This window comes from Paenibacillus sp. JT22N7 (genome assembly GCF_059383875.1).
On sequence record NZ_JBXENY010000005.1, the window covers coordinates 413,878 to 427,485 of the forward strand.

At 47.1% G+C, this 13,608-nt stretch carries 10 protein-coding genes; 1 reads left to right on the plus strand and 9 read right to left on the minus strand.

Annotated features, from left to right (window positions below; all coding sequences use genetic code 11):
* Positions 1 to 3: 3 nt before the first annotated feature.
* On the minus strand, positions 4 to 792 hold the full coding sequence (locus AC50Y5_RS16320) for a DeoR/GlpR family DNA-binding transcription regulator (protein WP_237163278.1): 789 nt from the start codon (positions 790 to 792) through the stop codon (positions 4 to 6).
* Positions 793 to 1,257: 465 nt separating this feature from the next.
* On the opposite strand from AC50Y5_RS16320, the gene AC50Y5_RS16325 reads away from it, so the two are divergent.
* Positions 1,258 to 1,806 (plus strand): GNAT family N-acetyltransferase, encoded by a 549-nt coding sequence (locus tag AC50Y5_RS16325; protein ID WP_056041996.1) that lies wholly within the window; start codon positions 1,258 to 1,260, stop codon positions 1,804 to 1,806.
* A gap of 94 nt (positions 1,807 to 1,900) precedes the next feature.
* Here AC50Y5_RS16325 and AC50Y5_RS16330 read toward each other — a convergent pair whose 3' ends face one another.
* From AC50Y5_RS16330 to AC50Y5_RS16365, 8 genes are all read right to left on the minus strand, one after another.
* Positions 1,901 to 2,311 (minus strand): hypothetical protein, encoded by a 411-nt coding sequence (locus tag AC50Y5_RS16330; RefSeq protein WP_494862098.1) that lies wholly within the window; start codon positions 2,309 to 2,311, stop codon positions 1,901 to 1,903.
* A 229-nt stretch (positions 2,312 to 2,540) separates the two neighbouring features.
* On the minus strand, positions 2,541 to 5,576 hold the full coding sequence (lacZ, locus tag AC50Y5_RS16335; RefSeq protein ID WP_494862101.1) for a beta-galactosidase, LacZ type: 3,036 nt from the start codon (positions 5,574 to 5,576) through the stop codon (positions 2,541 to 2,543).
* A gap of 93 nt (positions 5,577 to 5,669) precedes the next feature.
* Complete coding sequence (locus tag AC50Y5_RS16340; protein ID WP_046233755.1) at positions 5,670 to 6,494, minus strand: carbohydrate ABC transporter permease; 825 nt, start codon at positions 6,492 to 6,494, stop codon at positions 5,670 to 5,672.
* Positions 6,487 to 7,383, minus strand: coding sequence for a carbohydrate ABC transporter permease (locus AC50Y5_RS16345; protein ID WP_046233756.1), 897 nt, complete (start codon positions 7,381 to 7,383; stop codon positions 6,487 to 6,489). The genes AC50Y5_RS16340 and AC50Y5_RS16345 overlap by 8 nt, the downstream gene beginning before the upstream one ends.
* Positions 7,384 to 7,514: 131 nt before the next feature.
* The gene (locus tag AC50Y5_RS16350; RefSeq protein WP_056042002.1) at positions 7,515 to 8,810 is read right to left on the minus strand and encodes an ABC transporter substrate-binding protein; all 1,296 of its coding nucleotides are present in this window, start codon (positions 8,808 to 8,810) and stop codon (positions 7,515 to 7,517) included.
* Positions 8,811 to 9,238: 428 nt separating this feature from the next.
* Positions 9,239 to 11,041, minus strand: a complete 1,803-nt coding sequence (locus AC50Y5_RS16355; RefSeq protein ID WP_494862104.1) for a sensor histidine kinase — start codon at positions 11,039 to 11,041, stop codon at positions 9,239 to 9,241.
* A gap of 3 nt (positions 11,042 to 11,044) precedes the next feature.
* Complete coding sequence (locus tag AC50Y5_RS16360; protein WP_494862106.1) at positions 11,045 to 12,616, minus strand: response regulator; 1,572 nt, start codon at positions 12,614 to 12,616, stop codon at positions 11,045 to 11,047.
* Between the two features lie 49 nt (positions 12,617 to 12,665).
* Entirely contained in the window at positions 12,666 to 13,568 is a 903-nt protein-coding gene (locus tag AC50Y5_RS16365; RefSeq protein WP_056042007.1) for an ArsR/SmtB family transcription factor, read from the minus strand.
* Positions 13,569 to 13,608 lie beyond the last annotated feature (40 nt).

The window sequence follows — 13,608 nt, forward strand, 5'->3', positions numbered from 1 at the left end:
CTGTTACGCCTCCTTTCCTGCCGAGGTTCGATACACCTCGACGCCTCGCTCCTCCAGCTTCCGGGCAAATTCCTCCGGCATATCCGAATCGGTAATGCACACGTCAATATCGCTCCAATCAGCGAAGCGCGCGAAGCTGATCTGATTCACCTTGCTGCTGTCGCTGAGTAAAATAATGCGGTCAGCGCGCTTGATCATTTTGCGCTTGATATCTCCTTCGACCACGTTCGGCGTGCTGAGCCCTTCCTCCAAATCCATGCCGTTCGTCGCCATAAACGCCTTGTCAACCTTAATGAAATCCAGGCTGCGCTCGGTAATCGGCCCGACCAGTGACAATACGCCAGGCCGGTAAGCCCCGCCTAGTACAATGACATCAATGCCTGGCGGCAGCTCCAAATCCTGCGGAAGCATGAGCGAATTGGTCACAACCGTCAGCTTCGTAAACGCTGTCAATTGCTGCATCAAATAAAAAGTAGTTGTGCCGGAGTCCAGCAAAATCGTATCCCCATTGCTAATCCATTGAACCGCTTTAGCTGCAATCGCTTTCTTTTGCTCCGTTGATGTAATCTCCCGCTCGGAAAAGCTCGGTTCAAAGTTAACGCTGCGAATGGATATCGCTCCGCCATGCGTGCGCTTAAGCAGCCCGGCTTCCTCCATCTCCCGCAAATCCCGGCGAATCGTCGACTCCGATACTTGAAACTTTTCACATAGTGCCTGCAGGTCAACTCGCTTCTGCTCTTCTACTAAAGCTAAAATTAAATTTTTGCGTTCTTCACCAAAAATGTTCCTCACCGCCTATTTGATCGTTTATGAAATCATTCAGCCATTCAAATGAATGATTGTGAACGTTTTATTTATAAACCGATTATATTCAGTCATTTTCGTGATGTCAATTGGTTTATTTAACTATTATTTTCACAAACGGTCATACTCAGTCATTCCATGAGCTTATTCAAGGCAAATGGTCTGCGTATGCCCATGACCATTCACACATTGCTATTTAGAAGGTTAAGCCTATAAAATAGGATAAGACAAGCGTAAACGGCTTTGCCGTCCTCTGGCGGCAAAGCTTCGTTTCGCGATGAAATATAAAGAAAGGATAACGAAATGATATACTTTCCTATATTTCAAGGTGAAGCGGCTATCGCCGTCCTTTGGCGGCACAGCGCGTTTCATTCCGAGAAATATAGAGAATGGATGGATAATCATATCCTTTCCTATATTTCAAAAAAATCAATTATTGTGAGGTGTTTCCTTATGCAGCCAACACTAGAAACAGAACGATTGATTTTGAGAGCGTTTAACTTAGACGACGCAAGCAGAGTCCAGAAACTGGCCGGCAATATTGAAGTAGCAAGTACAACACTGTCTATTCCTTACCCCTATCCTGATGGGGCAGCCGAGGATTGGATTAGCAACAATACAATTAGAGCAAGCAATGGAGAGGGCTTCCCTTTCGCAGTGACCCGCAAAAAAGACGATGCCTTAATCGGCTGCATGAGCTTGAATCTGAGCAAGCCCGATCAGCGAGGCGAGCTATCTTACTGGTCAGGCAAGCCTTATTGGGGGCATGGCTACGCCACAGAAGCGGCAAAGCGTGTCATCCAATTCGGCTTTGAGCAGCTGGAGTTGAATAAAATTATGGCAGCAGCTATGGCCAAAAACCCTTCTTCCTCCAATGTCATGAAAAAAGTTGGCATGAAATATGAAGGCGAATTCAAGCAGCATATTTTCAAATGGGGCGAATTTGAGGACTTGGTCTTTTACGGCTTGACGAGGGCGGATTACGAGGAGCTTAATCGTTGATTTTTGAATAAAAGCAAGTCTGCAAAAATAAAAAATATTTAATGCAACGAAAGAAGAGGAGGGCAGCAGCCCTCCTCTTCTTCTGCTTACGAGCTTATGATTTATGACGACTTTTTAAAATTTCAACCTCTTCTTCGACCTTCGCAATCATGTTCCGATGGGCGTCAAGCCGATCAACGATTACAGATGATACCACCTCGGTAATGCGCGCTGTCTGCTCAAAGGTCGCTTCAAGCTTTAATTCCATACGTTCCAGCTGCTCATTCACTTTTCTAAAGCCTTCGCGCTGACTTTCAGCAAGCGCTTGATGACTTTCAGCAAGCGCCTGATGACTTTCAGCAAGTGCCTGATGACTTTCAGCAAGCGATTGTTGACCACTAACAAGCACCTGGTGACTTTCAGTAAGGGCTTGCTGACCTTCTTCCAACGTTCCGACCCGTTCGTTGATGATCTTAACGACAGAAAGCAATTCCTTCAAAGTAGATTCAATAATGTTGTTTTCCATCAAGTCAACCGACCTTTCGCTTTAATTAAGTTTAGTATGATGGAAGATTTGGAAGACGTCAAATTGCCACTGCCTCTGCAAATTTGACAAAATAGCATTAATATGTTTGCGTGGTTTACAAGCTATGAAGACCCCACTATAAAAAAATAAGAGAAGGGCAGCTGCCCTCCTCTTATCTCCACTCTCGTTGTACAGCCATTCAAGCACAAACTGCTCTTTACTTTAACGCTTATACCCGGCTGATAAGGAACTCAAAAGCCAGCTCCTGATCCGCTGGGATCAAATATTCATCGTGGACAGGAGCGCCCCAGCTGTCGTCACCGCCGACACCCATTTGTCTGCCTGCTACCGTCACGACTGTATAATGAACGTTCGGAAGCTCATGGTGATGCTGCGCGCTCTCCAGCTCAAATGCAGTATAAGGCGCAATGTTGCATTCTACAGGCTGAGTTGCCGGCGCTGAAATGCGAATGCCTCGTCCGAGATCATTCGTAATGCTTACACGACGGACACCTGTACGATTGCCCGACTCTTGCGGCACAACATAACCGGATACATTATCTGCGGCAACGTTTTGGAATTCGCCAAGACGCGCCCCAAACGCACGGTCAATGTAGTTTTCATCCGGACCCATTGCATACCAGTCCAGATGCTGATAATCAGCAGGCACCTTGAACGAAAGAGCGAAAATCGGCAGCTTCGGCAAGTTCGCCGCTCCCTCATAACGCGATTTCACCTGCACGCTTCCGTCACCCAGCACCGTATAGGCTACTGTCACCAATACATCGGCACTAATGCTAAGGCGATATTGGAACGTTACCGTTGCCGTTCCCTCCTGCTCGGTCAAAACAACGCTAATGCATTTGCGTGTTAAGCTGGCAGCAAACCATATGCCGGAATCAAAGCCAAGTGAAAAACCTTTGTCATTATCCGTCGTTGCCCGCCAGAACAATGGAGCTGGTGGCAGTGCAATCATCTCTTTGCCCGAATAGTTGACCGAGGTCAGCGTGCCCGCCTGCTTCGAGAACATAATGCTGAAATCGCGGCCATGCACACCAATGTTGACATCGCCTTCTACGACGCGCAGTTCTCCTGCCGGAAGCGAAGCTGCTACCTTTTGCTCCACTAAAAATACGAATTGTCCAAACGACAGCTCATGTCCTGCATCCGCCCAAAGCGTGCTTGCTTTCAGCTGCAAGGACGCATGAATAACATATTCGCCTGCTTGCTCTGCCGCTGGAAGAACGACCGGAATATAAGCTTCGCTTTGTGCAGCTACTTGAACTTCGCTTACGCTGCGGAAAATTTCAGCACCCTCTAGATGCAGCTTAATGACCAGCTCATAAGCATCTGTTCCTTCAAACAGGTTTTCATTGACGATTTTCACGCCTTCGCGGTCAGGAAACAGCTTAATGTTCTGATAAAGGAACTTCACTTCCTGCATTTTCGGCGATACTTTGCGATCGGCATAGACGATACCGTTCGTACAAAAATTATAATCGGTCGCACGGTCGTCGAAGTCGCCGCCATAAGCGAGGAATTCCTTGCCGAAGCGGTCTTTTTTCACAATGACCTGATCAATGTAATCCCAAATAAAGCCGCCTTGGTACAACGCATATTTTTGCTCAAGCTCTGTATATTTGTGCATGCCGCCAACCGAGTTGCCCATTGCATGCATGTACTCGCAGCTGATGTACGGCTTTTGCGGATTATCGTTCAAATAAAGCTCGATATCTGCCGGCTTCGCATACATGCGGCTTTCCATGTCGCTCGTGGCGTCATAGTCGCGATTATGGAATACACCTTCATAATGAACGAGGCGGCTAGGGTCAGCGCTGCGGAAATAGTTCGATACGTTCAGCAGCACCTCGCCTGCATAAGCTTCATTGCCGACCGACCAGATTAAGATGGACGGATGGTTTTTGTCCCGCTCGACCATAGAAATCGCCCGATCCATGACGATATCCTGCCATTCCAGCTTATTCGCAGGAACGTTCCACGACGGCTCCACAGCGCCCATTTTTTGCCATGAGCCATGCGTTTCCAAATTCATCTCGTCAATGACATACAATCCATACACGTCACACAGCTCATACCATAACGATTGGTTCGGGTAATGGGAGGTGCGAACCGCATTCAAATTGTTTTGCTTCATCGTCTTAATATCCCACAGCATATCGCCTGCCGTAATGGCACGTCCTCTGCGAGGATTAAATTCATGGCGGTTAACGCCTTTGAAAACAATTCGTTTGCCGTTGATATGCATCACTTTGTCGATCATCTCGAATTTGCGGAAGCCTACGCGCTGCGGAACCACTTCAAGAAGTTCGCCTGCCGCATTATAAACTTCTACATACAATTTATATAAATACGGATTTTCCGCATTCCACAGCGACACTGCTCCAGCATCAAGCGACGCCGTCCATACCCCAGCTTCCGTTGCCTCAGCAGCTCCAGCCACAACCGCCTGTCCATCTGCATCCTTTAGGACAAGCTTGATGCTTGCGCTGTCAACTGCACCGCTCAGCTTCAAGTCCACCAATAGCTTGCCTTGCTTATAAGCCGCATCCAGCTCTGTTTTTACAAACAGATCACGAACATGGATTGCTGGAACGGTATACAAATACACATCGCGGAAAATACCAGAAAAACGCCAAAAATCTTGATCCTCGAGCCAGCTTCCCGTGCTGCGCTGATAAACCTCAACGGCCAGCCTGTTTTCACCTTCCAGCAAATAAGGAGTCAAATCAAATTCGGCCGGTGTAAAGCTATCCTCGCTATAGCCAACGAACTTTCCGTTCAGCCAAACATAGAAGGCAGATTCTACGCCTTGGAAGGAAATATATACGGGCTTGCCAAGCATGTTTTGTGGCACGTTAAAATGCTTCACATAGCTTCCCACCGGATTGTCATTTTCCGAAATAGCCGGCGGGCGCAGCTCATGATGTCCATCCCATGGATACATTGTATTTACATATTGCGGCTTGCCAAAGCCTTGAAGCTGAATATGGCCTGGCACCTCTATTGCGCCCCAGCTGTCGCTATTAAAATTTTGTTCGTAAAAAGCAACCGGACGATCTGCAGGTCTTACGGCATAGTTGAACTTCCAGCTGCCATTCAGGCTGTAGCGCAGCTTCATGCCGCCATCTGCCTCCGCCTCTGCTGCAGTTTCATAATAACGGTGATCGGAATGAGCTGGCACTCGGTTAACAGCAAATACACTTACATCAGTTAGCCAGTCGAGGCTCGGCTTTGTAGTAGTCATAAAATAATTCCTCCATAACGTAGATGATAAGTCAGGCGGCTGCATGCATGGCATGCAGCCGCCTATCCCTTGCTTATTTTACAATCGAAATCATTATTTGACCGAACCGGTCATACCCGCTACAAAATGTCTTTGCATCAGGAAGAACACAAGCGCTGTCGGAATCGTCGAAATCACAATTGCCATCATAATCATGCCGTAATCTGGCGTGTAGCTGGAGCCCAAATTAGAGATCAGCATTGGAATCGTACGCTTGTCTGGCGATTGCAGCACGATAAGCGGCCACAAGTAGTTGTTCCAGCTCGACATAAACGTAATAATTCCCGCTGCCGCATACGTCGTCTTCATCGTCGGCACATAAATGCGGAAGAACAAGGCCAGCTCGTTCAAGCCATCAATACGGCCTGCTTCAAGCAGCTCTTTCGGGAACATTTTAGTGTTTTGACGGAAAAAGAAGATGAGAAACGCTGTCGTCATCGTCGGCAGCACGACGCCCGATAGGGTATCAAGCCCTAAAAACGGAACGCTGCTCGATATTCCCGCGAACATTTGATACAGCGGAACCATAATCGCCGCGAACGGAATCATCATCGACAGCAGCAAAATCGTGAAGACGATGTCCTTCGCCTTGCTTTTATAAATTTCAAAGCCGTACCCTGCAAGCGAAGCAATCAGCATCGCCAGCAGCGTCGTCGAGATCGAAATTTTAGCCGAGTTCATGAGCGCCGGCACAATGTCAACCGAGCTGAACAAGTTATTAATATTTTCAATAAGCTTGCTGCCTGGAAGCAGTCTGCCCTGCGTTACATCTGAGGAGCTGTTCGTCGCGCTGACGATCATCCACAGAAACGGGAAAATGGAAATGAACGCTGCGACGCTGAGAAAAATATAAACCGATACCCGTTTTAGCTTATCCATTTTTATCACCTGCCGCTTTAAACTGAACAAATGCCAAAATAATAATCATAATTACGATAGAATAAGACACCGTTGCTGCATATCCGAAGTCTGCGGAATATTTGAAGGACAGATTGTAAATGTACTGGGAGATGGACATAGACGCGTTGCCCGGACCACCCTTCGTAATGTTCACAACCTCGTCGAACAGCTGCAGTGTACCGATAGTCGATGTAATGGATGTAAATAAAATAATAGGCTTCAGCAAAGGCATCGTAATGCCGAAAAACTGTCTCGTCGAAGAAGCTCCGTCGATTTTGGCAGCCTCATAAATCGAATGGTCAATATTTTGCAGAGCTGATAAGTAGAAAATCATATTGTAGCCTGTCCAGCGCCATGTAATGGCAATAATAACCGTAATTTTAGCCCAAAATGGATCTGTGATCCATTGAATAGGCGTGCCAATCAGATGCAGCTTGAGCAGCAATTGGTTCACAAGGCCGTCGCCTGCGAATAAGTATTTAAATATAACCGAGTAGGCAACAAGTGAAGTAACCGCCGGCAGGAATATCGCTGTGCGGAAAAAGCCCTTCAGCTTCAGCTTGCTGTCATTGAGCAGTACGGAAATAAACATGGCCAGCACAATCATAACCGGTACTTGAATGATCAGATAAATAAATGTATTCTTTAACGCCACACGGAACGTCTGATCACTGAATAGACGAATGTAGTTGTCAAAACCAACGTAGTGGAGGTTCATCCCTTTGCCGGATTTGAACGAGAGAAGAAGCGCTTGAATCATTGGGTAAAAATAAAAGGATGCGATTAGCACGACGGCAACGATGACGAACAGCCATCCCGTCAAGTTAGCTCGATTACGAATTTTTATGCCAGGCTGCGCTGATTTCACGAAAGCCTAACCCCTTTCTTCACGGAAATAAAATCTCGGGGCAATCGCCGCCCCCGCCCATCCAAGCACGAGCTTTTCTGGCGAGGGCTTGTGATCGCCCAAGATTTTATTCATCTGCCGTATGGTCGAATTTATTTAACTTGTGTTTCTGCTTGAGCTTGAGCATCAGCCAATACTTGATCGATTGCTTTGCCGCCCATGAAGTTTTGCATTTCTACAACAAGAATGTCCTCGATTGCATACGTATGCATACCGTAGTTAACTCTTGGAATTTCAGCTGTCCATTTTGCAAAATCAGCTACAACTTTTTGTCCGCCGAAGAAATCGTCAGCTGCTTTGTAAGCTTCGCCGTCAGCTGCTGCTTTCAGTGTGCCGATTGCGCCGATATCTGTAGCAAGCTTCTGGTACAGATCCACATCGGAACCGAATGTTTCTTTCAAAAATTCAGCTGCCGCTTCCTTGCCATCAACGTTCATTACATACCACGAGCTGCCGCCAAGGTTCGAAGCGCGAACGGAATCAGCGTTGTTCGCCAGTTTAGGGAACGGTACAACCGCCCATTTGCCGGACTGGGATGCTTCTGCTTTAACCGAAGCGGTAATCCAGTTGCCCGTTGGAACGCTTGCTACTTCGCCGCTGTTAAACGCGCCTACAAACTGGCTCCAGTCGGAAGTCACTTTTACAATGTCCGCTTCCATCAGTTTCTTGTACGTTTCAAACGCTTCTTTCAAAGCCGGGTTGCCTGCCAGATCCGGCGTTACGCCGTCATCTTTCAAATACCACGAGCCAGCGGATTGAATCATCATACGAATCAGGCCAAGATCGTTAGGATCCTGTGTCAGCAGTTGTTTGCCTGTTTTAGCTTTTACTGCTTTGCCGATTTCGATCAATTGGTTCCAGTCCAGCTCTTGCAGATCAGCTACTTTGTAGCCAGCTTGCTCCAAGTAGTCTGTTCTTACATAAAGACCAGTTACACCGGAGTCGAATGGTACGCCGTATTGTTTGCCATCAAGGCTTGTCGGCCCGATTTTGTAATCGGCAAAGTCTGCCGGTTTGATGTAATCCGTTAGGTCAAAGAAAGCATCCGGGTAAGCTTGCAAGAAGCTTTGCGCACGGTAATCTTCAATCAAAATAATGGTTGGAAGACCTTTTGTTGTGCCCGAGTTAAGACCTGCATTCAGCTTTTGGATAATGTCAGCTTGTGCATTTTCAACAATGTTAAGTTTTACGCCTGCATCAGGGTGCTTAGCGGCATAAGCCTCACCCGCACGCTCCATAGCGCCGATGTTAAACGTTTTGTCCCAAGCCCAAACGGTAAGTTCTTTTGTAGCTTCTCCGCTGCCTGTGTTTGTAGAATCATTTGTTTTAGCTGAACATGCTGTGAGCAGCACGAAGCTGGCCAATAGGATGGCAAGCATTTTTTTCACTGAACCCAACCCCTTTTTTATTGTCTGCGTAACTGAAAGCGTTTGCCGGCTAACGTTATTCATTATAACAATCTGTTTATTGCATTCGATAGCAATATCTTTATAGGGATTTGTCATTCTTTTATTTGATGTACAACAGTGATTTTTTACCAATAGTAATTAATTTGCTTATTGGTAATATATTTAGGCGTCATTTGGAAAGATCAAGGATTTTCTTCCAAGCACTGGATTGAGTGTGTCAATGAGGCTGATTTCCTATTTCTTATTTCTTATTTCCCAGTCACCATCCTTCATATTGAAAATGATTTAATTGAATTTTGTGCTTCAAGGGCTACTATTATACTGACTTCGACAATTTAAGGCTGCTCAATAAAAAAACAGCGGCTCATGCAGGTTTAACCTGACAGCCACTGTTTTAAAATTCCCCATTACTCAAACAACAACGGAAGCTTGATTTTCACGCGTGTCCCTTGGCCCGGATCGCTGACTATCGTCACCCCGTAGCCTTCGCCATAAAGCAGCATCAGACGGTCATGCACATTGCGAATGCCAATGCCCGAGAAAAAATGGCTGGCCGAATGCACGCCGCGCTCACGATCTGTCTCAGCTGCTCCTAAATTATCACCCGCTTTACCAAGCCCGCTAATGCCGACGCCGTTGTCAACGACCTCACAAATGAGCGAATCGCCCTCACGGGAGATGAGTACATAAATATAACCTTCGCTGCGCTCATGAAAGGCATGGAAAAAGGCATTTTCCATAAATGGCTGGATGACCAGCTTCGGCAAATGCGCCCCCATACAGTCCTTGTCCGCAAAATAATTGACCCGTATCTGCTCGCCATAACGCACATGGTTAATAAATACGTAATTTTTCAGGTTGACGAGCTCCTGCGAAACCGGAATCGTCTCGCTTATGTTGCTCACTGTATTTTGCAGCAAGGAAATCAGTGCGTTTATCGTGTCCGCAGCCTTGTCCTTGTTGCCCTGCTGCACCAAAATTTTAATCGACGCCAGCGTATTATACAGAAAATGAGGATTGATCTGCATTTGCAGGGCAGACAGCTCGGCATTGCGCTGATCCTTTTGCGTCTGAATAAGCCGCTTAATGTAATCGTTCAGCTCATCCAGCATATAGTTGTAGGCATTGCCCAATTGCTTAATTTCGTAGCTTCCGGTTACCGACGTATAATTGTTGAAATCATTTTTCGTCACTCTAGAAATTTGCCGCGCCAGCAGCGTAAGCGACCTCGTTAGCCGCCTTGAAATCACAAAGACGATAATGAGCGCCAGCAGTACGATCGCAAGGGAGATGAGGGCAACCATTTTGAAATCAACCATTTGGCTCATGACCTGCTGCTTATCAATCAAGTTCACCAAATAAAAGTCATAGGTCGGCAAATATTTCGACAGCACGAGGCTGCTTTTTCCCAATGCCGTTGTATCCATAACGTCCAGCTGCTGCTCTTCAATTTTCTTGGCATAGGTCAAAAGCTCTGGTACCGTTGTCCCTACAAGCTGCTCCTGGTTGCTCGAAACGATCATGCCCGCTTTATTAATGATTACAACATCATTACCGATGCTCGTGAAGCTCGTATAAAACTTCCGAAAATCCTTCTCTTTTATGGCAAAATAAAGCTGGCCGTAAGGCTGGCCGCTCGTCCGCTCCAGCAGCGTTTTCGAGGCTACAACAACCGCATTTGAGCTGTCTCCAGCCTTCATGCTTTCCTGATCCAGCTCATATAAAATACGCCGCGGCTCCTGCAAAGCATGCTTCGTAAGCTCGCTGCTGCGAAGCTTTTCAATAGAGCGAGGCCAATAGGTGCTGTCAGACGAATGGCTGCGGCCATTAATGCCCGTTATCGTAATGTTCACCGAATAAGCGGAAACGTTCGATTGAATCCGCTTCATCTGCGTATTGGCTTCATAATATCTTTTCAGCGACTGAGCGGTGCTCTGATCGGGCTCCTTCAGAAACGACTTGAGTGTTCCGCTTTGCTGCACATCATTGGTCGCGGTCACAATGGAATAGCTGAACGACTCGAAATTGGTCTGGACCTGATTAATGATTTTTCCATTCGTAATGCTGAACGTATCCATGAACAGACGCTGCGACATCTGCATCATCACAAGCGTAGTAAGCAGCGAAACGGAAATGATGCTGACTAAGGTGACGGTAAACATTTTAATAAACAAGCCGTGATATTTAAATTTTGCTAAAAACGCCTTCATGCATTAGTCCCTTTTCTGGTTGACATATTGTTTGCGGTAATGGCTGGGCGACAAGCCCGTTATTTTTTTAAACACTTTTGTAAAATAGCTGTGATCCGAGTACCCTACCATGCCGCTGATTTCCGAAATGGACGCCGTATCGGCAAGCAGCAGCTCCGCTGCTTTCTCCACCCGGATTTTGTTCAAATATTCGCTAAAGCCCTCATTATTATGCGCACTGAAATACGTAGACAAATACGACGGGTTAAAATGAAAATGCTTCGCCAGCTCCGTCAGGCTAAGCGGCTCAGCATAATGCTCGCCAATATAGGCAAGCAGCATCGCCATATTCGGATTGCCAGCTCCTTGCTTTCGAGTTGCCAGCACAGCCTCCGCATCGCTCACGAATGCTTCCATTAAAACAATCGCTTCGCTTATATGCGCTGCATCGCCAATTTCCTTGAAGTAGCGGTATTTTGCCTCCTCTAGGTGCGATGCATCCACCTCCAGACGGCCCAATACAATCGTCATATTAAAAATAACATTGCTAAGGAACGATTTAAACTCAAATACATCCTTCTTATAAAAATGCGAAGCGCCCTGCACATAGGCGAGCAGTTCGCTAAAAGCGCTCTCAAACTGCTGCTTGCTCAGCTGCTCGGAAAAACGCGGCAAATCAAACTTATCCTCTACAGGCGGCATATAGGGCAGTTCCCCTGCAATAAGCAAACGATCCGGGTCAGCTAGAAAAAAGCGGTAATCGCTCATTTTGAGAAAATGAAGCTTGAAATGATCCCCCACCTCGGTATAATTGCTGAACGGCTCGCCCAGCGTCCATCTCGCCTCAAGCTTCTGCTCGCTTGTCCACTCGTCAAGCCTGCGTGCGGCGGCAGCAAGCTGCGGGCTCTCCTGCTCGTTCATATTAATGAACAGCACGACGCGTCCCGCCTCCGACCTAAGTGGAAAATAGACCGACTGCTCCAGCGAAACGTCGAGCTCCGCCTGCATTCTTTTTTTCAGCAGCTCGGCTGTGGCGAGCACCGCATTTTTGTCTCCAGACGGCTTGCACTCTGCACCTAGCATTCGAAAGCTATCGTAAGGAAAAGTTGCATCTTCCTCATCAAGCTCTACGCCAAACCCATCCATCAGCATATCCAGCAGCACCTGGACCGTTGTATTTTTATCCGTGGGGGCAAGCTCCAGCTTCAATGAAGGAATTCGCTGCGCGGTGCGCTTCAAAACCTCAAGCAGATGGGTCGCCTCCAGCTTAGGCTTCAATATATAATCGGCAACGCCGCTTTGAAAGGTTGATCTGACATAATCGAATTCCCCAAAGCTGCTGAGCACAATGACTTCGATTTCCGGAAATCTCGCTTTAACGATCCGAGTCAGCTCCGCGCCATCCATGACAGGCATGACGATATCCGTTATGACGATATGCGGCTCCAGCTGCTGAATCAGCTCCAAAGCTTCCGTTCCGCTTGCAGCCTCGCCTACGATTTGAAAGCCTTCCTTTTCCCAATTCAATAAATGCTTGATGCCTTGCCTGACTAATAGTTCATCGTCTACAATGAGCACGCGGCAAAAAGGCGCCATTACGATCCCTCCATTATCATCTTGCTATTCCCTTTGAAGTGTCTGGGGCTTATTCATAATAGGTGCGAATTCTTATATCCTGATTGTAATTGCCAAACCCCTTGCCGTACAAGGTTAGTCCTCCCCTGCCCGGCACACTTTCCTCCGCGCTGATGCGCAGCGTCAAAAACGGGCTTTCCCAATCCAGATCATGAATGGTCAGCTCTGATATTTGCAAGCCATCAATGAAGGTGCCGTTCTCATTCAGGCGCAGCACCTTCAATAAGCCATATTGATTCACGTCGCCACGCCACCAGTCTGGAGACAGCCTCCCGCGCACACGTCCAAAATCGCCTGGACTCGTCCACTCGCCTACATACAAGCCATTGATGAAAAAACGGATATCTGACGGCCAATTTTCATTAATTTGCGGCGCTTCCGAACCAATTTCCAATGATATTTCCAATTCCTGAACCCGTTGATCAACAAAAAGATGATTGGGCACCTTATACTCGACATACCCTCTGGCAAACCATAAAATGCCGGCATTCATTCGCTCCGGGTCCAAAAAATATTTCGGGTTATCATATTGCCCGATCAGCTTTTCCGTAGTTGCAATGCCGCAGGTCGGAAAGGCGGCTACATCGGTATAATGGCCGACTGGGAGCATCGTTTCAATGTTTTTCCGCTTCTGATCGTTTGGCCTCGACAGCCTGATTTGCAAATATTCCGCTGACAGCGAGCAATATTTATAGGTGCCGCCGCCTACCCGTTTCATTTTGCTGGTCACAATGCCAGCCTGCTGAAGCTTGTTCACATGGGTGCTGACAATTGCGCTGCTCAAAAAAAGCTCGGCTGCCAGCTCCTTAATATGCCGCTCCCGCTCGTCCAGCAAATCGATAATTTGCAGGCGAACCTCGCTTGCCAGCGCCTCATATACCCGAAGCGATTCCGCATTCGTCGTTAAGTACATTCTGTCACATCCTATTTACAGGATTATCAATTTAGCTAAT